General features: G+C 71.4%; 26 protein-coding genes. 10 read left to right on the forward strand and 16 right to left on the reverse strand.

Annotation, left to right across the window (positions count from 1 at the left end):
* Positions 1-5: 5 nt before the first annotated feature.
* Complete coding sequence (locus tag WFJ01_RS01140; protein ID WP_336627957.1) at positions 6-1028, reverse strand: LacI family DNA-binding transcriptional regulator; 1023 nt, start codon at positions 1026-1028, stop codon at positions 6-8.
* A gap of 91 nt (positions 1029-1119) precedes the next feature.
* On the opposite strand from WFJ01_RS01140, the gene WFJ01_RS01145 reads away from it, so the two are divergent.
* Positions 1120-4197 carry an alpha-mannosidase gene (locus tag WFJ01_RS01145; RefSeq protein WP_336627958.1) on the forward strand — a complete coding sequence of 1026 codons (3078 nt, stop codon included), beginning with the start codon at positions 1120-1122 and terminating at the stop codon, positions 4195-4197.
* 183 nt (positions 4198-4380) lie between these two features.
* Here the strand turns inward: WFJ01_RS01145 and WFJ01_RS01150 are convergent, their stop codons facing one another.
* The 3 genes from WFJ01_RS01150 to WFJ01_RS01160 all read right to left on the reverse strand — a co-directional run bounded on the left by WFJ01_RS01150 (position 4381) and on the right by WFJ01_RS01160 (position 6949).
* Positions 4381-4854: an S-ribosylhomocysteine lyase gene (locus tag WFJ01_RS01150; protein ID WP_251442805.1), complete on the reverse strand. Its 474-nt coding sequence runs from the start codon at positions 4852-4854 to the stop codon at positions 4381-4383.
* Between the two features lie 205 nt (positions 4855-5059).
* The gene (locus WFJ01_RS01155) at positions 5060-5725 is read right to left on the reverse strand and encodes a hypothetical protein (protein ID WP_336627959.1); all 666 of its coding nucleotides are present in this window, start codon (positions 5723-5725) and stop codon (positions 5060-5062) included.
* 81 nt (positions 5726-5806) lie between these two features.
* Positions 5807-6949, reverse strand: a complete 1143-nt coding sequence (locus WFJ01_RS01160) for an epoxide hydrolase family protein (RefSeq protein WP_336627960.1) — start codon at positions 6947-6949, stop codon at positions 5807-5809.
* Between the two features lie 66 nt (positions 6950-7015).
* Between WFJ01_RS01160 and WFJ01_RS01165 the strand changes: the two genes are divergently transcribed.
* Positions 7016-7972: a helix-turn-helix transcriptional regulator gene (locus WFJ01_RS01165; protein WP_336627961.1), complete on the forward strand. Its 957-nt coding sequence runs from the start codon at positions 7016-7018 to the stop codon at positions 7970-7972.
* A 13-nt stretch (positions 7973-7985) separates the two neighbouring features.
* On the opposite strand, the gene WFJ01_RS01170 is transcribed toward WFJ01_RS01165, so the two are convergent.
* Positions 7986-8801 (reverse strand): serine hydrolase domain-containing protein, encoded by an 816-nt coding sequence (locus WFJ01_RS01170; protein ID WP_336627962.1) that lies wholly within the window; start codon positions 8799-8801, stop codon positions 7986-7988.
* 108 nt (positions 8802-8909) lie between these two features.
* Between WFJ01_RS01170 and WFJ01_RS01175 the strand changes: the two genes are divergently transcribed.
* Positions 8910-9503 carry a carboxymuconolactone decarboxylase family protein gene (locus WFJ01_RS01175; RefSeq protein ID WP_336627963.1) on the forward strand — a complete coding sequence of 198 codons (594 nt, stop codon included), beginning with the start codon at positions 8910-8912 and terminating at the stop codon, positions 9501-9503.
* Entirely contained in the window at positions 9500-10396 is an 897-nt protein-coding gene (locus WFJ01_RS01180) for an RNA polymerase sigma-70 factor (RefSeq protein ID WP_336627964.1), read from the forward strand. The genes WFJ01_RS01175 and WFJ01_RS01180 overlap by 4 nt, the downstream gene beginning before the upstream one ends.
* A 355-nt stretch (positions 10397-10751) precedes the next feature.
* Here WFJ01_RS01180 and WFJ01_RS01185 read toward each other — a convergent pair whose 3' ends face one another.
* The 4 genes from WFJ01_RS01185 to WFJ01_RS01200 all read right to left on the reverse strand — a co-directional run bounded on the left by WFJ01_RS01185 (position 10752) and on the right by WFJ01_RS01200 (position 13741).
* Positions 10752-11528: a hypothetical protein gene (locus WFJ01_RS01185; RefSeq protein WP_336627965.1), complete on the reverse strand. Its 777-nt coding sequence runs from the start codon at positions 11526-11528 to the stop codon at positions 10752-10754.
* Between the two features lie 14 nt (positions 11529-11542).
* A complete protein-coding gene (locus WFJ01_RS01190; RefSeq protein ID WP_251442887.1) occupies positions 11543-12928 on the reverse strand; it encodes a glycine--tRNA ligase in 1386 nt (461 codons plus the stop codon).
* A gap of 139 nt (positions 12929-13067) precedes the next feature.
* Positions 13068-13484, reverse strand: coding sequence for a type II toxin-antitoxin system VapC family toxin (locus WFJ01_RS01195; RefSeq protein ID WP_336627966.1), 417 nt, complete (start codon positions 13482-13484; stop codon positions 13068-13070).
* Positions 13481-13741, reverse strand: coding sequence for a ribbon-helix-helix protein, CopG family (locus tag WFJ01_RS01200; RefSeq protein ID WP_251442893.1), 261 nt, complete (start codon positions 13739-13741; stop codon positions 13481-13483). Before WFJ01_RS01200 ends, WFJ01_RS01195 begins: the two co-directional genes overlap by 4 nt.
* 106 nt (positions 13742-13847) lie before the next feature.
* Between WFJ01_RS01200 and WFJ01_RS01205 the strand changes: the two genes are divergently transcribed.
* Both WFJ01_RS01205 and WFJ01_RS01210 read left to right on the forward strand, forming a co-directional pair.
* Entirely contained in the window at positions 13848-14264 is a 417-nt protein-coding gene (locus tag WFJ01_RS01205) for a VOC family protein (protein ID WP_251442896.1), read from the forward strand.
* A gap of 47 nt (positions 14265-14311) precedes the next feature.
* Complete coding sequence (locus WFJ01_RS01210) at positions 14312-15781, forward strand: peptide MFS transporter (protein ID WP_442928024.1); 1470 nt, start codon at positions 14312-14314, stop codon at positions 15779-15781.
* A gap of 84 nt (positions 15782-15865) precedes the next feature.
* Here the strand turns inward: WFJ01_RS01210 and WFJ01_RS01215 are convergent, their stop codons facing one another.
* The 4 genes from WFJ01_RS01215 to WFJ01_RS01230 form a co-directional block, all read right to left on the reverse strand.
* Positions 15866-16741 (reverse strand): NAD-dependent epimerase/dehydratase family protein, encoded by an 876-nt coding sequence (locus WFJ01_RS01215; protein WP_336627968.1) that lies wholly within the window; start codon positions 16739-16741, stop codon positions 15866-15868.
* A 173-nt stretch (positions 16742-16914) separates the two neighbouring features.
* Positions 16915-17955 carry a thioester domain-containing protein gene (locus WFJ01_RS01220; protein ID WP_336627969.1) on the reverse strand — a complete coding sequence of 347 codons (1041 nt, stop codon included), beginning with the start codon at positions 17953-17955 and terminating at the stop codon, positions 16915-16917.
* Between the two features lie 238 nt (positions 17956-18193).
* The gene (locus WFJ01_RS01225) at positions 18194-18586 is read right to left on the reverse strand and encodes a hypothetical protein (RefSeq protein WP_251442908.1); all 393 of its coding nucleotides are present in this window, start codon (positions 18584-18586) and stop codon (positions 18194-18196) included.
* Between the two features lie 182 nt (positions 18587-18768).
* Entirely contained in the window at positions 18769-20736 is a 1968-nt protein-coding gene (locus WFJ01_RS01230; RefSeq protein WP_292883204.1) for a M13 family metallopeptidase, read from the reverse strand.
* A gap of 262 nt (positions 20737-20998) precedes the next feature.
* Here WFJ01_RS01230 and WFJ01_RS01235 point away from each other — a divergent pair, with 262 nt between their 5' ends.
* Positions 20999-21247: a hypothetical protein gene (locus WFJ01_RS01235; RefSeq protein WP_292883202.1), complete on the forward strand. Its 249-nt coding sequence runs from the start codon at positions 20999-21001 to the stop codon at positions 21245-21247.
* On the forward strand, positions 21244-22338 hold the full coding sequence (locus tag WFJ01_RS01240) for an HNH endonuclease signature motif containing protein (protein ID WP_336627970.1): 1095 nt from the start codon (positions 21244-21246) through the stop codon (positions 22336-22338). The genes WFJ01_RS01235 and WFJ01_RS01240 overlap by 4 nt, the downstream gene beginning before the upstream one ends.
* Positions 22339-22568: 230 nt before the next feature.
* On the opposite strand, the gene WFJ01_RS01245 is transcribed toward WFJ01_RS01240, so the two are convergent.
* Together WFJ01_RS01245 and WFJ01_RS01250 are read right to left on the reverse strand one after the other, a co-directional pair.
* Entirely contained in the window at positions 22569-23729 is a 1161-nt protein-coding gene (locus tag WFJ01_RS01245) for a sensor histidine kinase (RefSeq protein WP_336627971.1), read from the reverse strand.
* Positions 23726-24436, reverse strand: coding sequence for a response regulator transcription factor (locus WFJ01_RS01250; RefSeq protein WP_336627972.1), 711 nt, complete (start codon positions 24434-24436; stop codon positions 23726-23728). Before WFJ01_RS01250 ends, WFJ01_RS01245 begins: the two co-directional genes overlap by 4 nt.
* Positions 24437-24588: 152 nt before the next feature.
* Between WFJ01_RS01250 and WFJ01_RS01255 the strand changes: the two genes are divergently transcribed.
* A complete protein-coding gene (locus tag WFJ01_RS01255) occupies positions 24589-25050 on the forward strand; it encodes a DM13 domain-containing protein (protein ID WP_336627973.1) in 462 nt (153 codons plus the stop codon).
* The gene (locus WFJ01_RS01260; RefSeq protein WP_336627974.1) at positions 25047-25580 is read left to right on the forward strand and encodes a hypothetical protein; all 534 of its coding nucleotides are present in this window, start codon (positions 25047-25049) and stop codon (positions 25578-25580) included. The genes WFJ01_RS01255 and WFJ01_RS01260 overlap by 4 nt, the downstream gene beginning before the upstream one ends.
* On the opposite strand, the gene WFJ01_RS01265 is transcribed toward WFJ01_RS01260, so the two are convergent.
* The gene (locus WFJ01_RS01265) at positions 25577-26110 is read right to left on the reverse strand and encodes a J-domain-containing protein (RefSeq protein WP_336627975.1); all 534 of its coding nucleotides are present in this window, start codon (positions 26108-26110) and stop codon (positions 25577-25579) included. The two genes, WFJ01_RS01260 and WFJ01_RS01265, sit on opposite strands and share 4 nt — an antisense overlap.
* Positions 26111-26134 lie beyond the last annotated feature (24 nt).

Raw genomic sequence — 26134 nt, forward strand, 5'->3', positions numbered from 1 at the left:
GTCGCTCAGCGCGACGGCGCGGCGGTGCTCTCGCGGATGGTGAGCGCCGGCGTCGGCCCCCGCCGCGACGGCAGCGGCTCCGTGGATCCGATCCGCTCCAGCAGGAACGCCGCGGCCTGCTCGCCGAGGGCGAAGGTGTCGCGGGTGAGACAGGTGATCGACGGGTGCACGAGCCCGGTCACGACGGAGTCGTCGAAGGACGCCACCGACAGGCCCTGCGGCACGGCGACCCCCATCTCCTGGGCGACGCGGAGTCCCGCGATCGCCATCACGTCGTTGTCGTACACGATCGCGCTCGGCCGGGCGGCGCGGCTCAGCAGCGTCCGCGTCGCGCTCGTCGCCGCGGCGGGCGAGAAGTCGGTGACGAGGGTCTCCCCCACCACCTCGCGCTGCGCGAGGGCTGTCAGCACATCCGAGCGGATGCGGGTGTGCTGGAACTCGGCGGGCCCGGACACATACGCGATCTCGCGGTGCCCGAGCGCGGCGAGGTAGTCGAACAGGGCGTGCGCCGCGGCCTCGTCGTCGAGCCAGATCGCCGGGGGATCCCCCGAGGTGTCGCCGCTGCCGATCACCACGGCCGGCAGCGGGAGGGAGGGCAGCAGCTCCAAGCGGGGGTCGTCGTCGCGCGGGTCGATCACGATCACGCCGTCGACCTGATTGGCGCTGCGCCAGCGCCGGTAGGTCGCCATCTCCTCGTCGATCGAGGACACCACCACGAGCTGGAGCGCGATGCCGTGCAGCGCGAGCGCCGACTGCACGCCGGCGATGAGGTCGGTGAAGAACGCCTCGGTGCCCAGCGTGCGCGCGGGGCGGTTCACGGCGAAGCCGACGACGCCGGCACGGGATCCGACCAGGGCGCGGGCCGCGGAGCTCGGCTGCCACTGGTGCTGCTCGGCGATCTCGAGGATGCGCTGCCGGGTCTGCTCGCTGACGCCCGGTCGGCCGTTCAGCGCGAAGGAGACGGCCCCGGGGGACACGCCGGCGAGCCGGGCGATATCGGCGATGGTGATGCGCTTCGCCTGTGACATAGACTCACCGTACTAGATCGTTTTAGTGGATCCCGGGGAACACGATTTCCCCCGGCGTTCCCACATTCTCGCACCGCGAAGGAGCACCCCCGTGCACGAAGAGACCTCGCTCACCGTCGGCCGCGTCACCCGCGTGCTCGCCGAGCGGGTGCGCCCCGCCGTCCACTCCGCCCGCGTGCCGCTGGAGATCGCCGCGCACGCCCTTCCGGGGGAGCCGATCACCGCCGCCGAAGGACTGGCGCTGGAGTACGCGCCGTTCGCCGCCGGACAGCAGTGGGGACCGGCCTGGGGCACCACGTGGTTCCGCCTCCGCGGCTCCGTGCCCGCCGAGTGGGCGGGCCGTCGTGTGGAGGCGCTCGTCGACCTCGGCTTCGACATCAACATGACCGGCTTCCAGTGCGAGGCGCTCGCCTACCGCACCGGCCCCGAGGGCGAGCCGGTCCCGGTGAAGAGCCTCAACCCGCGCAACCAGTGGCTGCCGATCACGGAGCGCGCCGAGGGCGAGGAGGCGGTCGAGCTGTTCCTCGAGGGCGCCTCGAACCCGGTGCTCCTCGACTACCACCCCTTCCTGCCCACGCAGGAGGGCGACATCCTCACCTCCTCTCCGGATCCGCTCTACCGCGTGCGGCACATGGACCTCGCGGTCTTCGAGCCAGAGGTGTTCGAGCTCTCGCTCGACCTCGAGGTGCTGCTCGAGCTCCAGGCCGAGCTGCCCGAGACCAGCCCGCGCCGCATGCGGATCCTGCAGGCGCTCGACGACGCCCTCGACGTGCTGGACCTGCAACGCATCGTCGCGACCGCGGGCGACGCCAGGGCGCAGCTGGCCGACGTGCTCGCCGCCCCCGCCGATGCGAGCGCGCACCGCATCGCCGCGATCGGGCACGCGCACATCGACTCGGCCTGGCTGTGGCCGCTGCGCGAGACGGTGCGCAAGGTCGCCCGCACCACCTCGTCGATGACGACCCTGCTCGAGGAGCAGCCGCAGTTCCGCTACGGCATGTCCAGCGCCCAGCAGTACGCCTGGATGAAGGAGCACCGCCCCGAGGTCTACACGCGGATCAAGGCCGCCGTCGCCGAGGGCCGCTTCCTGCCGCTCGGCGGCATGTGGGTCGAGTCCGACACCGTGATGCCGACCGGCGAGTCGCTGGTGCGCCAGTTCTCGCACGGGCAGCGCTTCTTCGAGCGCGAGTTCGGGATCCGCTCGAAGGGCGTCTGGCTGCCGGACAGCTTCGGCTACTCCCCCGCCCTGCCGCAGCTCCTGCGCCGAGCCGGCTTCGAGTGGTTCTTCACGCAGAAGATCTCCTGGAACCAGCGCAACGTGTTCCCGCACCACAGCTTCGACTGGGAGGGCATCGACGGCTCGCGGATCTTCACGCACTTCCCGCCGATGGACACCTACAACTCGCAGCTGAGCGGCATGGAGGTCGCCAAGGCCTCGCGGCAGTTCAAGGAGAACCGCGTCGCGACCCGGTCGATCGCCCCGGTCGGCTGGGGCGACGGCGGCGGCGGGACGACCCGCGAGATGACCGGCAAGGCCGCCCGCCTCGCCTCGCTGGAGGGATCCGCCCAGGTCGAGTGGATCCATCCCGACGACTTCTTCGACGCCGCCAAGGCGGAGCTCCCGGACCCGGCCGTGTGGGTCGGCGAGCTCTATCTGGAGCTGCACCGCGGCACGCTCACCAGCCAGCACGCCACGAAGGCGCTGCACCGCTGGGCCGAGCAGGCGCTCATCGAGGCCGAGCTGTGGGCGTCGACCGCGGCGGTGCGCCTCGGCTCCGCGTACCCGCACGACGAGCTGGACCGGCTCTGGCAGACCGTGCTGCTGCACGAGTTCCACGACATCCTGCCGGGGACGTCGATCGCGTGGGTGCACCGCGAGGCGGTGTCGGTGCTGTCCGGCGTGCTCGACGAGGCCCGCGCCCTGTCCGCGGCCGCGCGCACGGCGCTCGCGGGCGAGGGGGACGTGGAGCTCGTCTTCACGCCGACGTCGGTCCCCACGGGGTCGTCGAGCGAGCGCAGCGAGACGGAACGCGGTGCCTCGACGGAGCGCGGCCTCTCGTCTCGCGCCGCCTTCGGCGGTGCTCGCTCGACGACCCCGGAGGAGAGCGCCCCCGTCTCGCTCGCCGAGTCCGCGGACGGCTTCCGCCTGGAGAACGACCTCGTCGTCGTCACGGTCTCCCCCGAGGGCCTCATCGTCTCCGCCCTGGACAAGGCCTCGGGCCGTGAGACGATCCCCGCGGGGAAGCCGGCCAACCTGTTCCAGCTGCACCAGGACTTCCCGAACATGTGGGACGCCTGGGACATCGACAAGTACTACCGCAACCGCGTGGACGATCTCACCGCGGTGTCGTCGATCTCGGCGTCGGTCGAGGACGGCACGGCGACGATCGTGGTCGAGCGGCCGTTCTCGGAGTCGTCCCTGCGGCAGACGATCACGCTGCGCCCCGGATCCCGCACGGTGCTGCTGCGCAACGAGATCGACTGGCACGAGACGGAGAAGCTGCTCAAGCTCGCGTTCCCGCTGGACGTGTTCGCCCGGGAGACGGCCGCCGAGACGCAGTTCGGCTTCCAGCGCCGGGTCACGCACGTGAACACGAGCTGGGAGGCCGCGAAGTTCGAGACCTCGATGCACCGCTTCGTGCTCGTGCAGGAGGACGGCGGCTTCGGCGCCGCGCTCGTGAACGACTCGATCTACGGCTTCGACACCGCGCGCGACGTGGACGGCGACGACGTCACCACGACGGTGCGGCTGTCGCTGCTGCGCGCCCCGCGCTTCCCCGACCCCGACACCGACCACGGCCGGCACGAGATCCAGGTGGGCCTGGTGATCGGCGCCGACGCCGCGATCGCGACGGCCGAGGGCATCGCGCTGAACGCGCCGGCGACCGTCGTGCGCGGCGCGAACGAGGTCGAGCCGCTGGTCTCCGTGTCCGGCGAGGGCATCGTCGTGTCGAGCGTGAAGCTCGCCGACGACCGCTCCGGCGACGTCGTCGTGCGCGTCTACGAGGCGCTCGGCCGGCGCGCGACCGGATCCCTGTCGGTCGGCTTCCCGCACGCCGGGATCCGCGAGGTGTCGCTCATCGAGGACGAGCTGGAGTCGCCGCGCACCGGCGAGGCGCTGTCGCTGCGCCCCTTCGAGGTGCGGACGCTCCGCATCGCCCGGGCCTGACGGGCCCCGTCCGCACAATTCAGGCTGGACGTCGCGTACTCCTCCGGGAAGGCCGGATTCACGGGAGAGACGGAGGGTCCAGCCTGAATTGTGCGGTGACGCTGACCCCGACCGGCGGTGGCGCTACCCCCAACCGGCGGCGGAGCGGCTCAAGCCGCGGAGCGGCTCAAGCCAAGGAGCGGCTCAGACCAGCACGCGGGTGAACGCGTCGCGGCTGATCCCCTGCTCGAGGATCCGCGCCGACCATTCGCGCGCTCCGTGCAGGCTGTGGTCGCGGTAGTTGCCGCACTCGATCGCGCTCACGCCGGGAACATCGCTCCACTCGGCCTTCTCTGCGATGAAGCGCAGGCTGTCCGAGATCGCCTCGACGAGCGCCGGGATCTCGGGGCGCCCCCAGGTGATCAGGTGGAACCCGGTGCGGCAGCCGAACGGCGAGATGTCGATGACGCCGTCGACGCGATCCCGCAGCAGCGAGGCGAGGGTGTGCTCGATCGTGTGCAGTGCCGCCGTCGGGATCTCGCCCTCGTTCGGCTGCACGAAGCGCACGTCGAAGTTGGAGATCTCGTCGCCCCGCGGGCCCTGCTCGACGCCGATCAGACGCACGTACGGGGCCTTGACGGCGGTGTGGTCCAGGGTGAAGCTCTCGACCTCGGCCATGACGGATCTCCTTCGGGTGGCGGACGGACGGACCGGATCCGGCCCGAATCAGAGGCTACCCCGCCGGGTTCGGGCGGGGGTCGCCGGCCGCAACACGATGACGGATCCGCACCGCGAACCCCCGGCACAGCGCGATGCGCGTCGGGGCGCTACGGCGTCGGGGCGCCACCGGGGCAGCGCGTCACGGAGTCACGACGCAGGGAGGTCATGGCGTCGACGACGAGTACACCGCGACGGATCCCTGCTCGGCGCGCGTGCCCAGCACGATCGCGACGACGCCGAGGAACGCGACCGCGAGTGGATTGAACAGCATGAGCACGTCGAACGCCTGGAAGAGCGGGGCCACGTTCTCGCCCGAGCTGAGCAGCGGCGACCAGAACGGCGCGGTCGGCAGCGCCCGTGCGAGGACGACGGCGATCAGCGCCCAGAGCGGCGCCCAGTTCCAGGGCCGGGGTACGACGGCGGTCCGGCCGATCTGTACGACGGCGGTGATGGCGAGCAGCAGCATCGCGGACTGGACAACCGGGAACACGAGCTCGAGAGGGGATGCGGAGTTCTGCAACGGAACCTCCTGGACCGAGGGCGAAGCGAACGCCGAGTAGATCAGACGCTGACCGACCATGACCACGACCAGCCCGATGACGGCCCCGGTGCCGAGCGGTCGGCGCGCGGTCACGCTGCCCGCCCGGCCGATCCCGACCGCCAGCACGAGCGCGCCCAGCGCGAAGAGCGGGTCGACGACGGGGATCAGCACGCTGAGCCGCCCTAGCGCGGCGAGCATGGCGGTCGCCGATGCGGTCAGCAGCGCTCCGCCGAGGACCCACGTGCGACGACGCTGCCGGCCGGCGGATCCGAGATCGACGGTGACCATGCCCCGACCCTACCCTCCGACCGCGGCTGGGCCGGTGGTCCGGCATCGCGGACCACCGGCCCAGCCGCTCAGCCCGCCGGCTCAGTCCTCGATGGCTGCGGCGAAGAATGCGCGGATGTCGCCGGCGAGCAGGTCGGGGCGCTCGAGCGCCGCGAAGTGCCCGCCCTCGTCGAAGCGGCTCCAGTGCACGATGTTGTCGTTGTCGCGCTCGGCGAAGACGCGGATGGTCTGGAAGTCGTCCTTGAAGACCGCGACGCCCGTGCGCGCGTGGTTGACCTGCGGATCGTCCTGCGTCTGCGCGTTGTCGAAGTAGCTGCGGCTCATCCCGGCCGCCGCGTTCGCGAACCAGTTCACGCTGACCTCCAGCAGGATCTTCTCCAGCGGCACGAGCGAGGTGCCGTTGCCGAAGCTGTTGAACAGTTCGCTGTAGGCCAGCAGGCCGATCGGCGAGTCGCTGAGCCCGACCGCGACCGTCTGCGGACGGGAGGCGTTCATCGTGTTGTAGCCCCCGACCGACTGGAACCACTGCATGTGCTCGAGTCCCGCGTAGTCCGCCGGCTCGAGCCGCTCGAACTCGCTCGGATCCCCCGAGGAGAACGAGAACAGCTGCAGCACGTGCAGGCCGAGGAAGCCCTCCGGGTCGAGCAGGCCGAGCTCGCGTGCGACCATCGCGCCGTTGTCGGATCCGTGCACGCCGTAGCTCTCGTAGCCGAGACCCCGCATGAGCGCGTCGTAGGCCCGGGCGACCCGCGCGGTCGTCCACCCGCTCTCGGCCACGGGCTGCGAGAAGCCGTAACCGGGCGCGTCCGGGATGACGACGTCGAAGGCGTCCTCGGCACGTCCTCCGTGCGCGACCGGGTCGACGAGGCGGTCGATCACGTCGAGGTAGTCGACCGAGGATCCGGGGTAGGTGTGCAGCAGCAGCAGGGGCGTGGCGCCCTCGTGCGCGGAGCGGACGTGGATGAAGTGGATGTCCTGGCCGTCGATCCCGGCGACGAAGTGCGGGAACGCGTTGATGCGCGCCTCGGCGGCGCGCCAGTCGAAGGAGCGCCAGGCGGCGAGCGCCTCACGGAGGTAGTCGTTCGGGGTGCCGGTGGTCCAGTCGTCGGCGGGCGCCGGCTGCGGCAGGCGGGTCCGGGCCAGGCGGTCCTGCAGGTCGGCGACCTCGGCATCGGAGACGGAGACGGTGAAGGGGCGGGGGGCGAAGGCTGCGGTGCTGTTCATGTCTTCGACACTAGGAGCCGATTAGGATGGATTCGTTCCTAATGAAAGCGCTTCTTCGAGGATCCGATGACAAGCCCCTCTGCACGCCTCCTCGCCCTGCTCTCGCTGCTGCAGACGGGCTCCGGCCGCACCGGCGCCGAGCTCGCGACCCGACTCGGCGTGAGTCCGCGCACCGTGCGCGCCGACATCGAACGGCTCCGGGAACTCGGCTACCCGGTCGACGCCGTCCGCGGATCCGTGGGCGGATACCGCCTCGGCGCCGGAGGGCGGCTGCCCCCGCTGCTGCTGGACGACGAGGAGGCGGTCGCGGTGACCGTCGGCCTGCAGATGGCGGCGGGGGTTACCGGGGTCGAGGAGGCGGGTGCCAGAGCGCTCGCCAAGATCGAGCAGGTGCTGCCCTCGCGTCTGCGCCCACTCGTCGACGCACTGGGTTCGACGATCGACCGCGGCCAGGAGAACGTGGACACCGACGCGCCCGATCCCGAAGTGGATCCGGCCGTGCTCGCCGCCGCTGCCGCGGCGATCCGCGACACGGAATGGCTGCGCTTCGACTACCGGGACGCACCCGTGCTCGTCGAGCCTTACCGTCTGCTCAGCTGGCAACGGCGCTGGCACCTCGTCGCCCGCGATCCCGGTTCCGGCTCGTGGCACACCTACCGGGTGGACTGGATGTCGCTCCGCATGCCGACCCGGCGCAGGTTCGATCCGCAGCCGCTCCCGGGCGGCGACTACACGGCTTTCGCGATGCGCACGATCGCCGCGAGCGGCTGGGCCGTGCACGCCCGGCTGCGCATCGACGCCCCGGCGCAGGCCGTGCTCGACCGGATCAATCCCACCGTGGGCGTGGTGGAGCCGATCGACGCCGACCACTGCGTCCTGGTGACCGGCGCCGACAGTCTCGACACGGTCGCCGCGTACATCGGGATGCTGATGATGGACTTCACGGTCGAGTCCCCGCCCGAGCTGATCCCCCGGCTGCGGCTGCTGTCGGAGCGCTACGCCAGGGCCGTCGCAGGATCCTGACGCGGGATCCTGATCAGCGTCCGTAACGCGCGACGATCTCATCGGTGAGCGCGGGCCAGATCCGCTTGTGCTCCTCCCCGAAGGGCACGCCGGAGAGGAAGGCCGCCGCGACATCGCGGGACCGGTCGATGAGCAGGAAGCTGCCCAGCGCCCCGAAGTGGCCGGCGGTCTCCGGCGGCAGCGTGTCGCTCATCCAGTGCGGCGACTTGGAATCCTTGAGCTCGAACCCGAGGCCCCACTGGTTGTCCGGGTAGGAGCCGTAGCCGGGCACGATCCCCCGCAACCCGGGGTGCGAGACGGTGAGCGCGAGATCGCGCAGCGCCGCGGGGATCAGCGTGGGGCGCAGCACCTCGCGACCGAAGATCAGCAGATCCTCGATCGAGGCGAGGGCTCCGGCCGAGGGGCGACCGGTCACGTCGGTCCGGTCCATCCCGAGCGGCAGGGTGACCTCGCGCAGCATCCAGTCCGCGAACTCCATGCCCACGGCGTCGGCGATGTGCGCGGCGAGCGCATCGAATCCGGCGTTCGAGTAGATGCGGCGCTCCCCCGGAGCCTTCAGCGGCCCCTCGCCCTCCATCGGCAGGCCGCTGGTGTGGTCGAGCAGGTTCCGCACGGTCGCCCCCGCGGGCCCGGCCGGCTCGTCGAGATCCACCAGGCCGCGATCGACGGCGACCAGGGCACCCCAGGCCGTGAGCGGCTTGGTCACCGAGGCGAGCGGAAGGACGGCTTGCGGATCCCCCTGCACCGCGAGCGTCCGCTCGGGGCCGGTGACGCCGACCAGGGCCGTGTGCGGGAAGCCGTCGGTCGCTCTGAAGGTCGTCGTGTCCACGGATCCATCGTGGCACGAAGGATCCGGCGGACCGGATGTCACACTTCGGGCCCGGCCGGTGTCTCCATGTCCGAAGACGCGAGACGCGCGTCGCAGAAGGAGCAGATCATGAGCAGCACGACCAGGATCCCCGCCGTCGAGGTGACCGGCCCGTTCGGCGCCGTGGTGAAGGCCGTGGCGCGCCGCAAGCTCGGCCTCGTGCCCGACTCGCTCGGGGTGATGTGGCAGCACCGGCCCGTGATGATGGACATGATGAGCTTCGGGGGCAAGACCGAGAAGTGGCACGAGCTCGACCTCGGCCTTTCGACGCTGGCGACCATGGCCGCCGCCGCGACCGTCGGCTGCAGCTTCTGCCTCGACCTGCACTACTTCATGGCGCACGACCGGGGACTCGACGAGGACAAGGCCCGCGAGGTGCCGATCTGGCGCGACTCGACCCGGTTCACCCGCCTGGAGCGCCTGGTGATGGAGTACGCCGAGGCGATGAGCCAGACCCCGCCGGCGGTGACCGACGAACTCTCCGACGCCCTGCTGGCCGAGATCGGCGCCCCCGCGCTGCTCGAGCTCGCCGCCAAGGTCGGGTACCTCAACGCCACCGCCCGGACGAACATCGCTCTCGGTATCCACTCCGACGGGTTCGCGGACGCCTGCGGCCTGGCGCCTCTGGCGTCTGCCGCGACCGGCGTAGCGTCGCAGGCATGAGCAGCGCGCCGGCGGCCGAGCCCGAGGACCCGTTCGTCACCCACCGCGGCCTGCTCTTCACCGTCGCGTACGAGATCCTCGGATCCGCGGCCGATGCCGAGGACGTGCTGCAGGAGTCGTGGCTGCGCTGGGACGGGGTGGACCGCGACCGGATCCAGGATCCGCGGGCGTACCTCGTGCGGATCGTCACCCGGCAGGCGCTGAACCTGCTCCGGTCGGTCTCCCGGCGGCGCGAGGAGTACGTCGGCCCGTGGTTGCCGGAGCCGCTGCTGACGGCCGCGGACGTGGCCGACGACGTGGTCCTCGCCGAGAGCGTGTCGGTCGCGATGCTGACGGTGCTCGAGACTCTCGGCCCGACCGAGCGGGCGGTGTTCGTGCTGCGCGAGGTGTTCGACGTGCCGTTCGACGAGATCGCGGACGCCGTCGGCAAGACCCCGGCGGCGGTGCGTCAGATCGCGCACCGCGCGCGCGACCACGTCGCCGCCCGGCGCCCTCGTGTGCCCGTCGACGCCACCGAGCACGACCTGGTGGTGGAGCGCTTCATCGCGGTGATGAACTCGGGCGACGTGCAGGACCTCATGGACGTGCTGGCGCCCGACGTGGTGTCGGTCACCGACAGCGGCGGACTCGTCCGGCACGCCGCGCGCCGGCCGCTGCACGGCGCCGACCGGGTGATCGCGTTCCTGCGGGGCAGCATCGCGAAGCTCGACGTCGCGTACAGCGTAGTGCCGCTGCGCGTGAACGGCATGCTCGCCGCGGGGATCCGGGTCGGCGACGACCTCGCGGCCGCGGTGAGCTTCGCCGTCGAGGACGGCCGGATCACCCGGGTGTTCTCGGTCGCGAACCCGGGCAAGCTCGCCGGCCTGGACGCGGAGGCGCCGCTGAGCCGCTGAGCCGCTGAGCCGCTGAGCCGCTGAGCCGCTGAGCCGCTGAGCCGCTGAGCCGCTGACGATGTTCTCGGGGGGAGGATCACGCTGCACACCCGGAACCCGCGGATCCTTGCACAGTGCGAAGGAACAGAGGTTCTTTCACCTCGCATCGCGCAGTGGCGCCGGCCGGCGTCGGCGAGGCTGGATCCAAGCCCCCACTCGTACGCAAAGGAGCAAGCGCATGGAACGCGACCCCGATCTCTTCGACACCGACGCGCTGCTGCACATCGGCCGCCCCGTCTGGTTTGAGAAGCACCCCTCGCAGGCCGAGGGCGAGGACTTCTGACTCCCCGCCGTCCCGGCACGGAAGGGCCGCGACTCACCTGCGTGGGTCGCGGCCCTTCCGCGTGACGGCACGGCGCATGCGGGTCCGCCCGCGGGCCTCGCGCTCCTCGCGACGCTCGACGCGGAAGAACGCGACGACGCACGCCGCCATGAGCGCGACGAGCGCGCGTGTGACCCAGAGCATCGGCTCCGACCTCACGGTGACCGCGTCGCTCGGCAGGCCGAACACCACGGCGAACATCGCCGCGCCGGAACCCCGGCTCGGCGCCCAGCCGTGGGTGTCGAGTGCGAGGGTCGCCGTCACGCCGGAGACGGCGACGAGAAGCAGCAGGACCATGGTGAGGATCGTGCGCGGCGCACGATCGCCGCGTCGCGTCAGCGCCAGCAGCAGCACCGCCACCGGCCACAGCACGATCATCCCCACGAGGATCCCGAGAAGCAGGGCCAGCGGCACGAAGAGCAGCCCGATCAGCAGCCCGGAGCCCAGCCCCTCGCCGCGCCCGTCGGGAAGGGCGACAGCCGCCCCGCACGGGATCCCCGCGGCCGCGATGACCGCCCCGGCGCCCCCGCACGCCGTGCGGAGCGACAGGGGCATCCCGGTCAGGGCGAGGGCCGTCACGACCGCGGCGACGAGCGCGGCGGGGACGCCGCCGAGGACCATCAGCCGCGCGGATTGCTGGTCTTCCACGCCGCGCAGGGCGAATGCGGCGATCGCGCACCCCAGCACGAGCGCGACCCCGGCCGCGATGACGATGACGGCGGCACGCCCCGGGTGCGCCGATGCCCCCGCCGGGAGCTCCGGCGAGGGCATCGGCGACGACATGCTCAGGCGCCCTTGAGGCGCTCCGACAGGTAGGCGTCGAGCTCGGCGAGCGGCACGCGCTCCTGCGCCATGGTGTCGCGGTCGCGCACCGTCACGGCGTCGTCCTCGAGGGAGTCGAAGTCGATCGTGACGCAGAACGGGGTGCCGATCTCGTCCTGGCGACGGTAGCGGCGCCCGATCGCGCCGGCGTCGTCGAAGTCGATCGCCCAGTGGCCGCGCAGCGTGTCGGCGACCTCCCGGGCGAGCGGCGAGAGGCGCTCGTTGCGGCTCAGCGGCAGCACGGCGACCTTGACCGGGGCCAGGCGCGGGTCGAGCTTCAGCACCGTGCGCACGTCGGATCCGCCCTTGGCGTTGGGCACCTCCTCCTCGACGTAGGCGTCGACGAGGAAGGCCATCATCGATCGGGTGAGGCCGAACGAGGGCTCGATCACGTACGGGGTGTACTTCTCGCCCGAGGCCTGGTCGAAGTAGGTCAGCGACGAGCCGGAGGCCTCGCTGTGGTTGGACAGGTCGAAGTCGGTGCGGTTGGCGACGCCCATGAGCTCGCCCCACTCCTTGCCCGCGAAGCCGAAGCGGTACTCGACGTCGATCGTGCCGGCGGAGTAGTGCGCCCGGTCCTCCTCTGGCACGTCGAACTGGCGCATGTTCTCGGGGTTGATCCCGAGGTCGATGAACCAGTCCCAGCACTCCTTCACCCAGTGCTCGAACCACTCCTGCGCCTCGGCGGGCGGCACGAAATACTCGATCTCCATCTGCTCGAACTCGCGGGTGCGGAAGATGAAGTTGCCGGGCGTGATCTCGTTGCGGAACGCCTTGCCCACCTGGCCGATGCCGAACGGCGGCTTCTTGCGGCTCGCGGTGAGCACGTTCGAGAAGTTCACGAAGATGCCCTGCGCGGTCTCCGGGCGCAGGAAGTACACGCCCGATTCGTCGTCGACCACGCCGAGGTAGGTCTTCACCAGTCCGGAGAACGCCTTGGGCTCGGTGTACTGGCCCTTGGTGCCGCAGTTCGGGCACGGCACGTCGGCCAGGCCGTTCTCGGCCGTGCGCCCCTTGCGGGCCTCGAAGTCCTCGATGAGGGTGTCGGCGCGGAAGCGCTTGTGGCACTGCAGGCACTCGACGAGCGGATCCGTGAAGGTGGCGACGTGACCCGAGGCCTCCCACACGCGCTTCGGCAGGATGATCGAGGAATCCAGGCCGACCATGTCGCCGCGTCCGCGCACGAACGTCTGCCACCACTGGCGGCGGATGTTCTCCTTGAGCTCAGTGCCGAGGGGTCCGTAGTCCCAGGCCGAGCGCGAACCGCCGTAGATCTCACCCGCTTGGAAGACGAACCCGCGGTGGCGGGCGAGGGCGATGACCTTGTCAAGACGGGACTGTTCGGCCACGGTGGCTCCAATGGTCGCGATGATGCGGGGAATTGCGCACGATGAGGCGCGCTCCAATCCTATCGGCGCACAGGATCCCCGTGAGGGCCTGCAAGCACGCGCGAGCCGCTGACCCCCGCCTGCGCGCCCGACCGCACCGTCAGGACGGCACGCGGCCGGGGGCGGAAACGCGGATGCCGACCTGCTCTGCCCCCCGCGTGAGCCGTTCATCGTAGGTCCACAGTTCATGCGCCCCGAGCGCGACCGCGGTCGCGAGATGGAGGGCGTCGAGCGAGCGCAGGCGTCGCGGTCCGATCGTCCGCGCGAAGGCGAGCACCGCGTCGTGCAGCGGCGCGATCGCGACTCCGGACAAGGCATCCGCCGACAGGAGCCCTGCCGGGAGGTCTCCCTCGTAGACCTGCAGAGCACGCGCGACCTCGACTTCGGCCAGCCTCGATGTGACGAGCGTCGAGCCCGCGTCCCCCTCCCGCAGCATGGCGTCGGCCAGGTGCTCGGACTCCGCCTCGGCGAGAACGCGCTTCAGAAGCGCACTGCTGTCGAAGTAGAGCACCCTCACAATCGGTCTTCCCGAAGCTCATCCAGGAGGCCGATGATCGTCGCACCCGCCGGCAACGTGATCCGGGGTCGAACATCGCGAAACGGCTCGCGGGGTGGATCCACCCAGTCGGGCAGGCGCGTCGCCCTGGGTTTCACGATTCCCAGCCGTTCATCCACCGCTTCGCGCAGGATCTCCTGCTGACTGAGGCCGGTGCGCGCCGACTCGGCCTTGAGAGCCGCCGCCGCCTCGGGGCGCAATCTCAGATTCATCGCCATGGGAGGACGGTACCACTCACCATCTCGATCGGTACCGGTTCGTGGCGGACTCCTCGGTCGCCCCGCACCACCGCGAACGTCGGAGGCCGGTGCCACTCTGACGGGCATGGAACAGCGAGTGAGCTTCATCACCCTGGCCGTCGCCGACGTGGCCCGCAGCAGGGCCTTCTACGTGGACGGCCTGGGCTGGCAGCCGATCTTCGAAGCCGACGAGGTGCTCATGCTCCCGGTCGCGGAGCGGATGATCCTCTCCCTCTGGAGCGTCGAAGGGTTCACGGCCGAGATCGGCGCACCGCCCGCGCCCGGCATCGCACCGCTCACGCTCGCGCACAACCTCGCCACCGAGGCCGAGGTCGACGCGGTGCTCGCGGAGGCTGCGGCGCTCGGCGCTTCGGTCATGCCCGCGCAGCGTCGGGACTGGGGCGGCTATTCGGGCTACTTCGCCGATCCGGACGGCTTCCGCTGGGAGATCGCGATGAACCCCGGCGAGACCGGGGCGTTCGTGCTCGGCACGGAGAGCTGACCCCGGGCGTTTCCGCGGTCAGCGCCCGCGCGGCCTACCCTGGAATGATGAGCACCGCACCGGAGACCGACGAGCACCGCGAGCGCGACACCCGATTCTTCGGGCAGCCCTGGGCTCTCGCGCACCTGTTCGGCGTGGAGATGTGGGAGCGCTTCAGCTTCTACGGCATGCAGGGGATCCTGCTGATCTACCTGTACTACTCGGTCACCGACGGCGGACTCGGGCTCGACAAGGCCGTCGCCGGCGGCATCGTCGGCGCCTACGGCGGGTCGGTGTACCTGTCGACGATCCTCGGCGCCTGGGTCGCGGATCGGATCCTGGGGTCCGAGCGCACCCTCTTCTACAGCGCGATCGTGATCATGGCCGGCCACATCGCCCTCGCGCTGCTGCCGGGTGCCGCCGGCGTGGCCGTGGGCCTCATCCTCGTCGCGGTCGGATCCGGCGGGCTCAAGGCGAACGCCACCTCGGTGGTCGGCACGCTCTACTCGGCGGAGGATCCGCGCCGCGACGCCGGCTTCTCCCTGTTCTACCTCGGCATCAACCTCGGCGGGTTCTTCGGCCCGATCGTCACCGGTCTGCTGCAGTCGACGCTCGGCTTCCACGTCGGCTTCGGCATCGCGGCGGTCGGCATGGCCGCCGGGCTCGTGCAGTACTCGTTCGGCCGGCGGGCGCTGCCCGCCCCGGCGCGCCGGGTCGCGAACCCGCTGCCGCGGAACAAGTACGTCACGGCGGTGCTCCTCGCGATCGCCGCGATCGTCGTGCTCGTCGTGCTGGTGCTCACGGGCGTGATCCGCGCCGACAACCTCGCCACCGTGGTGATCATCGCGGCGACCGTCGCGGCGATCGCGTACTTCGCCGTGATCCTGACGAGTCGCCGCATCGATGCCACCGAGCGCTCGCGGGTGTGGGGATTCCTGCCGCTGTTCATCACGAGCGTGGCGTTCTGGTCCCTGTACCAGCAGCAGTTCACCGTGCTGACCGTGTACTCCGACGCCCGCCTGAACCGCGACCTGTTCGGCTTCACGATGCCGGTCTCGTGGGTGCAGTCGATCAACCCGATCTTCATCATCGTGCTCTCGGGGGTGTTCGCCGCGATCTGGACCAAGCTCGGCTCCCGCCAGCCGTCGACGCCGGTGAAGTTCGCCCTGGGCGCGGCGGTCATGGGCGCCGCGTTCCTGCTGTTCCTGCCGTTCGCGAACGGCCCGGCGAACTCGACCCCGCTGCTCGCGATCATCGGGATCCTGTTCGTGTTCACCGTGGCGGAGCTGCTGCTCTCCCCGATCGGGCTGTCGGCGGCGACGAAGCTCGCACCCGCGGCCTTCCACACGCAGATGGTCGCCCTGTTCTTCCTGTCCGTCTCGCTCGGCACCGCGATCTCGGGCTGGCTGGTCACCTACTACGACCCGAAGAACGAGGTGCCGTACTTCTCGATCCTCGGCGGCATCGCGATCCTCGTCGGCGTCGGCCTGCTGGTCTGCGCGAAGCCGGTGCTCGCGCTCATGAAGGGCGTGCGCTGACGCGAGCGGGATCCGTTCCCGTCGCAGAAGACATCGTTCCGGGCCGGTGACGGCGACATCTTCTGCGACGGGAACTCACGGGGTTCAGCGTGCGGCGACGCTGTCGCCGAGATACTCGCCGGCGGCGAGCTGCTCGACGAGAGGCCGTGCGACCGGCTCCCAGCCGAGCTCGGCGCGCGCCGTGGCGCCGGACGCCTGCTCGTCGAGCAGCAGCGCGTCGGCGAACGCCTCGCCGAGCCGGGCACGGGTGTCTGCGGCGCTCTCGGGCCGGACGCCCTCGGCCACGTCGTATCCGGCGGCGATGGCCTCTCCGAGCTCGCGGACCGTGGGGTTCTGGCCCGAGGCGCCGATGTAGGTCGCTCCGGCGCGCCCCTTCTCCAGCGCGAGCACGTACACGGCCGCCAGGTCATCCACGTCGACGGTCGTCCAGTGCTGGCTGCCGTCTCCGATCAGACGCACTCCCCCGTCGGTCTCATCGGTGAGGAGCCGGACCAGCCCGCCGCCGCGGCCGTACACCAGCGCCGGTGCGACGACGACGCCGCGCACCCCGGTCGCACCGAGGACGCGGTCCTCGCCTGCCCCGCGCCAGGCCGTCAGGGCCGGACGGTCCAGGGGGCTCTCCTCGGTGATGTCGCTCCCCGCGCCGTAGCTCCAGATCCCGCCGGTGTGCACGAACGGCTTGCCGCTGCCCTCGAGCGCGCCGAGCACGGCGTCGATGAACGCCGCGTCGCCCTCGGGGGTGGAGGCCGTGTGCACGACGCCGTCGGCGGCGGACGCGGCCTCCGCCACGAGCGCGGCATCGGTCACGTCGCCGACGAGGCCGATGGCGCCGGCCTCTTCGACGGTGCGGGCCTTGGCGGCGTCGCGCACGAGCGCGGTCACCTCATGTCCTTCGGCGAGGAGACGGGAGAGGACGGAGGAGCCGATGTATCCGGTCGCGCCGGTGAGAAGAACCTTCATACGATTCGCGAACGCCCGACGTGACGGATCCTATTCCCGCCGCGGACGGGTCGGATCCGGCCCCAGCGGGAGATCGTGCGGCCGTCCGGGTCTCGAGTGCACGGAGCGACGCACCCTCGGCGCCGTCCGGGCGATGCTCCGGACGGCGCCGAGACGGACGGTCCTGTGGGCGATCAGGCCGGGACGACCAGGATCTGCGACTGCGCGTGGTCGCCACCCGTGGGCGTGCTGCACACGGACTTCGCCTCCGAGGTGATCAGTCCGGTCGTCCCGCTCTGCGTACCGCGCTGCCCCGCGTTGATCTGGGCGAGGAGGTACCAGTAAGCGGCCTCCGAGTTCGGCGTCTCGAAGTTCCACGCCGCGTCGAAGGTGAGGTCGGTGTACCGCCAGATCGCGTACTGGGTGGCCTCGATCGCGTCGTCGGCGCTCAGCGGGGCGGTGAACGGGTGTCCCGCGCCGGGCGCCCATGCCGCCACGGCCGCGGAGAACGCGCTGAGGGTGATCCCCGGGTAGCTGTTCTGGATGATCCAGAGCACCTTGCTGTAGATGTCGGCACTGCCCGTGAGGTAGTTACTGCCCAGGTAGGTGCCGAGGCCGCCGGCCGTCGCCGCCATGTCCGACTTCGCCGGAACGTCGTGCTCGACGCAGTAGGAGAAGTAGTCGGGAGTGCCCGGGTTGCCGGGATCCGCCGGAGTGCTGGTGAAGACCGCGTGGATCCCGGTACCGCCGTAGCCCTGGGTCAGGGCGCCCATCCACAGCCCCGAGACCATGACGGGGATGCTCGCCGTCGGGCCGTTCGGAGCGATCTGACCGACGACGTCGTAGGTGCCGGGGGTGGAGCTGGTGACGATGAGGCTCGTGAGGTCGACGATGCCGTTGGCATCCGACAGGAGGGTCTTCGGCGCGGTGGTGCCGTCGCTCCAGTGGAACGAGGACTGCCCCGCGGGCGCCGCGGGCGGCAGGGTGACGATGATCGCCTGGTTCGCCACCGGGGCCCCGTTCTTCGTCAGCGCGAAGCGGATGTTCCCGACGGGTGTGCACACGCCCGTCGGGACGGGCGTGCTGCCCGGGTTGATCTCGGTGCCGTTCGACGCGGCGAAGGCGGGTGCGGCGACCGCGACCGCGATGACGGGCAGCGACCATGCTGCGCCCTTGACGATCGTGCGGCGCGACAGGCCTGCGCCCGCGACGTGCGCGCTGTCCTTCTGTTCCATGCTGCTACTCCCCAGTTCTCGTTCGCGGTGGCGGGATTCGCCACCGTCCCCGAAAGGAAAGGAGTACGCAGGGCCGTCGAGGTGACGCGGGCGCCGGCACGCGATCCTCGCACCCCGATCCGACGAGTGCCCGTCGGCCCGGGGCGCGGTACGGGCCGGGACCTGCGCGGGCGACCGTGGCGGTGGGCGCGAGCGGTCGGCGTGCGGTCGGCGCGTCAGCGCACCGTCGGAGCGTCGGTCAGCGTGCGATCGTGCGGCCGTCCGGATCCCCGGGGCCGAGCGGACGCAGCCGCGACGGCAGCGGCCAGCCCAGGGCATAGCGCCGGGTCGGCGGGCGCTGCATGTCGCCGAAGTCGTCGACCTTGACGGTGATCCGCCCGTCGCCCTCCGGGACGACCTCCACGATCTGCACGCGGAGCGGGCCCTCGCCCTCCCCCTCGAGGATCCACGGATCAGCCAGCCAGCGGATCCCGTGCTCTTCCAGCGCCGCCTCGGCGTCGAGCCAGTCGATCTCTCCGGTGAGCTCGCGCCCGAGCACGTCGACGGCGAGCCAATCGGCGCCCTCGGGACGGATCCACCCGAGCAGTTCGCCGTCCTCACGGCGGTGCGGGGTCCAGTCTGCGGGGATCATGGGGCGAGCCTAACGCGGCGGGCCCGCGTGACGATCGCCGGTGCCGATCCCCCCGGGGCCGCACCCACGGGCGGCGGTCGACCGAGACGAAACGCGGTTCCGTCGAGGACGCCGCGTTTCGTCTCGGTCGCCTCCGGCGTGCTCGCTCAACGACCCCACGAGGGCATCGCGAACGACGAGCGTCACCAGATCGTGACGCGCTCCTCGGGGGCGAGCCACAGCCGGTCGCCTTCCGCCACCCCGAACGCGTCGTAGAACGCGTCGATGTTGCGAAGGATCTGGTTGCAGCGGAACTCGTTCGGCGAGTGCGGGTCGATCGTGAGCAGGCGGATCGTCTCGGCCTCCCGGCTCTTCTGCTGCCAGACCTGGCCCCAGCTCAGCAGCAGGCGCTGCACGCCCGTGTAGCCGTCGATGACCGGGGCCTCGGCACCGCCGAGCGCGATCTCGTAGGCCTTGAGCGCGATGCCGAGGCCGCCGAGGTCGCCGATGTTCTCACCGATCGTGAGCGCGCCGTTCACGTGGTGCTCGGCGCCCAGCCCCTCGGGCACGAGGGCGTCGTACTGCGCGATGAGCGATGCGGTGCGCTCCTCGAAGGCGGCGCGATCCTCGTCCGTCCACCAGTCCTGCAGCTTGCCGTCTCCGTCGTAGCGGCTGCCCTGGTCGTCGAAGCCGTGGCCGATCTCGTGGCCGATCACGGATCCGATCCCGCCGTAGTTCGCGGCGGCGTCGCGGCCGGCGTCGAAGAACGGGTACTGCAGGATCGCCGCCGGGAACACGATCTCGTTCATGAGCGGGTTGTAGTACGCGTTCACCATCTGCGGGGGCATGAACCACTCGTCGCGGTCGATGGGCTTGCCCACCTTGCCGAGCTGGCGGTCGTGCTCGAACCGCCCCGCGCGACCGGCGTTGCCCACGAGGTCGCCCGCGTCGATGACCACCGCGGAGTAGTCGCGCCAGGTCTTCGGGTGGCCGATCTTCGGGGTGAAGGTGTCGAGCTTCGCCAGCGCCTTCTCGCGCGTGGCCGGGCTCATCCACTCGAGCGTCGTGATCGACTGGCGGTACGCCTCGAGCAGGTTGCCGATGAGCTCGTCCATCGCCGCCTGGGCGGACGGCGGGTAGTGCCGCTCGACGTAGACCTTGCCGACCGCGTCGCCGAGCGAGCCCTCGACGAGCGAGACGCCGCGCTTCCAGCGCTCGCGGATCGTCGGCACGCCGGTGAGCTCGGTGCCGTAGAACGAGAAGTTCTCCTGCACGATGTCGTCCGTGAGGTACGCGGCGAGGCCGTGCACGACCTTGGCCCGCAGCCAGGCCTTCCAGTCGTCGAGGCGGTCCGCGACGAGCAGGGATCCGAGGCCCGAGAAGAAGCTCGGCTGGTAGGCGACGACCTCGTCGAAGGCCGCGGGTCCGGCCGGGCCCGCGACCGCGTCCCGCCAGGGCGCCAGGTCGACCCCGGCGAGCTCCTGCAGCTCGTCCCACGTCTTCAGGTTGTAGGTCTTGACGGCGTCGCGGCTCTCGACGTTGTCCCAGTGGTGGCCGGCGATCTCGTGCTCGAGCCCGAATGCGCGCTCGGCCTGGTCCGTGGCATCGGTGACGCCGGCGAGAGCGAGGATCCGCTCCAGGTGCGCCCGGTAGGCGGCACGGGTGCCCTCGAAGCTGTCGAGGCGGTAGTAGCTCTCGTCGGGCAAGGAGAGGCCCGCCTGCACGGCGAACGGCACGTAGCGCTCGGGGTTGCCCGGATCCGGCTCCACGAAGACCCCGATGAGCGCGGCGATGCCCTGGCGGTCGAGGGACCCGACGGTCGCGAGGAACTCGCCGATCGTCGTGATGGCATCGACGGCCGCCAGCGGCTCCTTCAGCGGCGCGGTGCCGAGCGCGGCGATGCGCTCGGTGTCCATGAAGCTCGCGAACAGGTCGCCGATCTTGCGGGCCTCGGTGCCCTCGTCGGCGGTCTGCGCCTCCTCGATGATGGCGCGGACGTCTTTCTCCGCCTGATCCGCGAGCAGGTGGAACGAGCCCCAGCGCGCCTTGTCGGCGGGGATCTCGGTGTTCTCGAGGAAGGTGTGGTTGACGTGCCGGTAGAGGTCGTCCTGGGGGCGGATCGCGGGGTCGAAATCGCCGATGGCGAGGCCGGAGGGGAGAACGTCGGTCATGGGGATCAGCCTATGCGGGCACTCCGACAAGCTCGACGGATCGCCCGACGCCGTGGGCGAACGCGCGCCGGCTCAGGAGGATCCCGAGAGCGGCGTTCCGGGCGCAGGGCCCGGCCGAGCATCCGTGGTGCACGGCTCCTGGACTCGGGGAGCCGACGCTCTTCGTCCTGCACAGAAGGGGGTCCAAGAGAGTTCTCCACAGCAACAGTTCTTGCTCCTGATCTGGGGTGGGAATGTCGGTGGTCCGCGGTTTCATGGGGGTATGACATCCACGACGCGTGAGGTTCTGGAGCAGGTCGAGCACCTGTTGCGGGGCATGTGCGCGTCCGACGAGGTCGTGGGGCAGTTCGAGGGGATCGATGATGCGGAGGCGATCCGGATCCTGCAGGCCTGCGGCCGCGTGCAGCGACTGATGGACGCGGGGATCACGACGGTCGCTGCTCGCGCAGCCGAGCGGGATCTGGGTTCCGCTTCCTCGGGGATCAGCACGCGGCCGGCTGCGCGAACGTGACCGAGCTGCTCCGGCGGGCTCTGCGGGTGGATGTCGGCACGGCCCGCCGGTACCTGCACGCTGCGGACGCGGTGAGGCGTGACCTGCTGCTCTCGTCCGGGCAGCACGCGGCCGCCCGGTTCGAGGCGCTGGGGCGGGCCCTTAGGGACGGGGACCTCTCGGTGACGGGGCTGCTCGCCGCGGTCGGGCCGGTCGAGCGGTCCGGGAACAGGATCGACGGGCAGATGCGGGACGCGGTCGACGAGATCCTCGCCGCCATGGCCCGCGGAGCAGACCTGCCCGATGAGCATGGTCGCCCGGGACCGGCGCCGTCGACGGACGAGCTCGCGCATCACGCGCGGGCTCTGATGCTCGCGCTCGATCCGGACGGGGCGGAACCCGAGGATCGCAGGGCGGAGCGCAACCGGGGGATCACGATCGGCCGGCTCCGCGACGGAGTGCGGCCGGTCCGCGGCGGGCTGCTGCCCGAGGTCGCGGCCGTGCTCGAGCGGCTGTTCGACGCGTTCAACAACCCGGCCGCCCCGAGCGCCGCCGACCTCACCGGCCGCCTCGACCCCACCGGCGACGGGGCGCGCGCCGGGGTCCGGTTCGTCGACGACACCGAGGCGCCCGACGCATCGCCGTTCCCCGGGGGCCCGGCCGCTCCTGCCGACACCCGCACTCGTGCTCAACGCGATCACGACAATCTCGCGGCGATCCTGAACATCGCGGCCGGCCGGCCCGGCGTGCCCGCCCTCGGCGGCGCCGCACCCACCCTGGTCGTCTCCGTGACCGCGAAGGACTACGCGACCGGCTCGCGGCGGGCGTTCCTCGAGGGCTCTGCCATCGACGTCCCCCTCAGCGTGGCCCGACACACCGCGTGCGCCGGGGGCATCCAACGGGTGCTGTTCGACGAGCACGGCCAGATCGTGTCGATCGGCACCACCGCTCGTGTCTTCACCGCCCTCCAGCGCCGTGCGATCGTGCTCCGCGACCGGGAATGCCTCATCCCCGGCTGCCATACCCCCGCCACCTGGTGCGAGATCCACCACGTCCAGGAGCACGCCGCCGGCGGCCCCACCCATGCCAGCAACGGCGTCGCCCTCTGCTGACAGCACCACCGTACGCTCGCGACCTCCGGCTAGCAGATCCGAATGCGCCGTGGCGTCCCCGAGCTACGCGGACCGCACTGGTGGGACCCCGCCGGCACCTGGTTCCGGCCACGCACCAGGGGCGGCCCCACCGACGCCCTGCATCGGACGCCCGCCGATGCCCTCGCACCACCCGGGTAGGAGACAGGCCGGACAGGGAAAGGGCGGGACACGCCTCGAAGGCCGGACCCTCAGACCTCGCCCGCGTCCCCCATCGGCAGCGTCACCTTCAGGCAGAAGCCGGCGTCCGTGTGCTCGGCGACCACGTCCCCGCCGTGCGCCCGCGCGAGCCCTCGGGCGATCGCGAGGCCCAGGCCCGCACCCGAGGCGACCGCGTCGGGCGCGGCGCCGGCGCTGCGGGACGGATCCGAGCGCCAGCCGACCTCGAACATGCGGTCCAGATCCTCCACGGCCACGCCGCTGCCGTGATCGAGCACGGCGAGCACGAGCCGGTGCGGCGACGGCGACTCCGCGAAGACGAGGATCTCGGATGCGTCCGGTGCATGACGCACCGCGTTCGTGAGCAGGTTGACGATCACGCGCGTGAGCTGATGCGGATCGGCCCACAGCACATGCCCCTCGATCCCCTGCTGCACGATCCGCACACCGTGCTGCCCGGCGGCGGCGCTGACGTCGGCGACCGCGTCGGAGACCACGTCGAGCAGTTCGACCTGCTCCGTGCGCAGTCGGAGGCTGCCGGACGTGATGCGCGAGAGCTCGAACAGGTCGTCCACCATCCGCCCCAGGGTGTCGGCCTGTGCTCGCACCTGGCCGGGCAGAGCGGCCGGGTCCGCGAGACCCGCCTCGGCGGACTCCGCGAGCGCGCGGATCGCGGTGAGCGGCGTGCGCAGGTCGTGCGAGATCCACGCGAGGAACCGGCGGCGGTCGGAGTCGAGTCGCTCCAGTTCGGCGCGCGCATCGCTGAGCTTCGCGGAGACCTCGGCGAGCTCGGCAGAGAGGTCGTCGAACTCGCGCCAGCCGCTCGCCCCGCCGTCGACGACGTCGCCGTCGCCGACCCGGCGCACCGCGGCCGTGAGCTCCTGCACCGAGCTGCGCGCCGCTCTCGCGGTGATCCACGCCGTCGCGAGCGCGCACAGCAGGGCGGCGCCGAGCACCCACACCAGCACCGTGAAGTCGTGCACCGAGAGGTACATCTCTGCGGAGATCGCGAGCACGCCGGTCGCGAGGGCGAGCACCGAGGCGGCTCCGACCACGACCAGCCGGAATGTGAGCCCCGCACCCCGCGCGCGACGCAGCACCAGCACGGCGACGAGCGTCACGACCGCGGCGCATCCCAGCGCGGTCAGCACGATGAGCAGCACATCCAGCGCGCCGAGCGGCATCATCGTCATGCTCCGGATCCGTCGGCCGAGAACCGGTACCCCGCACCCCACTCGGTGAGCAGATGCGCAGGCCGACGCGGATCGCGCTCGATCTTCTCGCGCAGCCGCCGCACGTGCACCGTGACCGTCGACCCTTCGCCGAAGGACCAGCCCCAGACCTCGCGCAGGATGTCGTCCCTCGAGAGCACCTCGCCGTCGTGCTGCACGAGGTACGCGAGCAGTTCGTACTCGCGCGCGGCGAGCAGCACCTCGTCTCCGCGCACGTGCACGCGTCTGCGGGCGGGATCCAGCCGGAAGGCGCCACGCACGATCTCCCGGGTCGGGGCTGCCGCGGCACGGGAGCGGCGCAGCAGCGCGTCCACCCGCAGCAGCAGCTCGCGCAGCGCGAAGGGCTTCACGAGGTAGTCGTCGGCGCCGTTCTCCAGCCCGGCGATGCGCTGCTCGACCTCGCCGAGCGCGGTCAGCATGATGATCGGCACCGCCGAGCGGGCCCTCACGTCGCGCGCCAGCTCGTCCCCGCTGATCCCCGGCAGCATGCGGTCGACGATGAGCACGTCGGGCGGATCCGCGCGCACCGCGCGCTGCGCCGACACCCCGTCGCCGAACGCGTCGACGAGGTAGCCGTTCGCGCCGAGGTAGCGCTCGACCGCCACCCGCACGGTGGGATCGTCCTCGACGAGCGCCACCCGGGGCACAGAGGTTCCCGGCGTCTCCATGCACCGAGGCTATCCCCGCCCCGGGATGCGGATCCGAGATCCTTACGTCCTCGAAAGAACTCCCCTGCGCTCGGTTCTCGGTGCCTAGCGTCGGATCCGTTCACGACCGGCGGCGACCTCGTCGTCGGCGCTTCCCCAGGAATGGAGCAATCATGCGCAGGTCCGCACTCGTCCCCTCCTCGATCGGCGTGGCCGTCCTCGCCCTCGGACTGACCCTCGCCGGCTGCAGCTCGACCCCGGCCGGATCCTCCCCCTCGGCCGACACCATGTCGAGCTCGTCTCCGATGGCGTCGTCGTCGCCGATGGATCACCCGTCGATGACCGGGACCTTCATGGGGCTCAACGGCAAGGCGGTGAAGGGCACGGTCACCGTGTCGGGATCCGAGCTGGTCCTCAGCGGGTTCTCCTCCGACGAGGGCCCCGATCTGCACGTCTACCTCACGAACGGCACCGATGAGGCGGCGGTCTCCGCCGGGAAGCAGATCGACGCCGTGGCCTTCGACAAGGACTCGCAGACGTTCCCGCTGAACGGCGTCGACCCGTCGATGTACAAGGACGTCGTCATCCACTGCGACAAGGCCAAGGCGGTGTTCGGGGCCGCCGCGCTGTCATGACCGCCGCCGGGGCCCGTGCCGCGCGGGCCTCCGTGCGACCCGCCGCCCCCGCCCGCGGGATGCTCGTCGTCGCTCTCGCCGGAGCCCTGGCCCGGGTGGCGACGGGGGTGCTGTGGCTCGGCGAGGGGGTGCTGAAGTACCGGGCCGGATTCGGATCCGCCGACATCCTCCTCGTCGCCCAGGGCGCCGCCGGCAACTCCCGGATCCCGTTCTTCTTCCGCCCGCTCGGGGCACTCATGCAGGCCGCGCCGGGACTGTTCGGGGTCGCGATCCCGGCCCTCGAGATCGCGCTCGGGATCCTGCTCGTGCTCGGGCTCGGCCGGGTGACGACCACGATCGCCGCGCTCGGATCCATCGCCACGCTGATGCTCTACTGGTCGTCGGATCAGCTCATCGCGCAGTACCCCGCGATGGTGCTGCTCTCGGCCATCGTGCTGGCCCTGCCCTGGTCGGGGCGGCTCGGGGTGGTGTGGCTGTGGGAACGCCGGCGCAAGGCGCGGGGGCTCGGTAGGACACCGCCCGTCGTCTAGCGGCGGAACCAGCGCTTCTTCGGCTCCGCGACGGCGGCGGGCGCGGCGGCCACCGCGACCTCTCGGCGCTGCCGCCACGCGGCGATCTCGGCGTCGACGTCGCGCGGCCTCGTCACCACGGGCGGGCCGCCCAGCAGCTGGCGCCGGGCCTCGATGACCCTGCGGTTGAAGTCCTCCAGCACGGCGCGGACATCGACCTCCCGGCGCAGCCCGTCGAGCTGGGCATCGAGCTCGCGGTCCTCCACGCGGAGCATGAGCGCAGGCGGGCCGAGGCCGGTGAGGTTCTCGCGCTCGATCTTCCGCCGGATCCACCAGTCCGGATCGTGGTGGGCGCCGAGTCCGGGGATGGGCTTGCCCGCGCCGGGCAGATCGTCGAACTGCCCCTGCCGGATCGCGACCTGGATCGCGGTCTCGACGATCGCGGGCATCGTCTCCGCGTTCAACGTGGACGGCGGGGCCGTCGACTCGGCAGGCGTGGCGCTCAGCAGGCGCTCGGCGTGCGAGCGGCGTCTCTGTTCGTCGTCGGCCATGGGTTCCTCCGGTTCTCGTCGGAC

Source organism: Microbacterium sp. MMO-35, from assembly GCF_037147555.1.
In the GTDB taxonomy this organism is placed as follows: Bacteria; Actinomycetota; Actinomycetes; order Actinomycetales; family Microbacteriaceae; genus Microbacterium.

What these genes read in the sequence shown, in the direction of transcription:
- WFJ01_RS01245 (WP_336627971.1), bottom strand. Translation starts at nt 23,729, where the DNA reads ATGACGATGATGCCGCTCGGCGCGCTGGATGTGCTGCTCATCGTGCTG.
- WFJ01_RS01220 (WP_336627969.1), bottom strand. Translation starts at nt 17,955, where the DNA reads ATGGAACAGAAGGACAGCGCGCACGTCGCGGGCGCAGGCCTGTCGCGC.
- WFJ01_RS01200 (WP_251442893.1), bottom strand. Translation starts at nt 13,741, where the DNA reads ATGGCGATGAATCTGAGATTGCGCCCCGAGGCGGCGGCGGCTCTCAAG.
- WFJ01_RS01160 (WP_336627960.1), bottom strand. Translation starts at nt 6,949, where the DNA reads ATGAACAGCACCGCAGCCTTCGCCCCCCGCCCCTTCACCGTCTCCGTC.
- WFJ01_RS01250 (WP_336627972.1), bottom strand. Translation starts at nt 24,436, where the DNA reads ATGGAGACGCCGGGAACCTCTGTGCCCCGGGTGGCGCTCGTCGAGGAC.
- WFJ01_RS01140 (WP_336627957.1), bottom strand. Translation starts at nt 1,028, where the DNA reads ATGTCACAGGCGAAGCGCATCACCATCGCCGATATCGCCCGGCTCGCC.
- WFJ01_RS01180 (WP_336627964.1), top strand. Translation starts at nt 9,500, where the DNA reads ATGAGCAGCGCGCCGGCGGCCGAGCCCGAGGACCCGTTCGTCACCCAC.
- WFJ01_RS01235 (WP_292883202.1), top strand. Translation starts at nt 20,999, where the DNA reads ATGACATCCACGACGCGTGAGGTTCTGGAGCAGGTCGAGCACCTGTTG.
- WFJ01_RS01265 (WP_336627975.1), bottom strand. Translation starts at nt 26,110, where the DNA reads ATGGCCGACGACGAACAGAGACGCCGCTCGCACGCCGAGCGCCTGCTG.
- WFJ01_RS01150 (WP_251442805.1), bottom strand. Translation starts at nt 4,854, where the DNA reads ATGGCCGAGGTCGAGAGCTTCACCCTGGACCACACCGCCGTCAAGGCC.
- WFJ01_RS01255 (WP_336627973.1), top strand. Translation starts at nt 24,589, where the DNA reads ATGCGCAGGTCCGCACTCGTCCCCTCCTCGATCGGCGTGGCCGTCCTC.
- WFJ01_RS01175 (WP_336627963.1), top strand. Translation starts at nt 8,910, where the DNA reads ATGAGCAGCACGACCAGGATCCCCGCCGTCGAGGTGACCGGCCCGTTC.
- WFJ01_RS01260 (WP_336627974.1), top strand. Translation starts at nt 25,047, where the DNA reads ATGACCGCCGCCGGGGCCCGTGCCGCGCGGGCCTCCGTGCGACCCGCC.
- WFJ01_RS01225 (WP_251442908.1), bottom strand. Translation starts at nt 18,586, where the DNA reads ATGATCCCCGCAGACTGGACCCCGCACCGCCGTGAGGACGGCGAACTG.
- WFJ01_RS01215 (WP_336627968.1), bottom strand. Translation starts at nt 16,741, where the DNA reads ATGAAGGTTCTTCTCACCGGCGCGACCGGATACATCGGCTCCTCCGTC.
- WFJ01_RS01155 (WP_336627959.1), bottom strand. Translation starts at nt 5,725, where the DNA reads ATGGTCACCGTCGATCTCGGATCCGCCGGCCGGCAGCGTCGTCGCACG.
- WFJ01_RS01210 (WP_442928024.1), top strand. Translation starts at nt 14,312, where the DNA reads ATGAGCACCGCACCGGAGACCGACGAGCACCGCGAGCGCGACACCCGA.
- WFJ01_RS01205 (WP_251442896.1), top strand. Translation starts at nt 13,848, where the DNA reads ATGGAACAGCGAGTGAGCTTCATCACCCTGGCCGTCGCCGACGTGGCC.
- WFJ01_RS01230 (WP_292883204.1), bottom strand. Translation starts at nt 20,736, where the DNA reads ATGACCGACGTTCTCCCCTCCGGCCTCGCCATCGGCGATTTCGACCCC.
- WFJ01_RS01185 (WP_336627965.1), bottom strand. Translation starts at nt 11,528, where the DNA reads ATGCCCTCGCCGGAGCTCCCGGCGGGGGCATCGGCGCACCCGGGGCGT.
- WFJ01_RS01165 (WP_336627961.1), top strand. Translation starts at nt 7,016, where the DNA reads ATGACAAGCCCCTCTGCACGCCTCCTCGCCCTGCTCTCGCTGCTGCAG.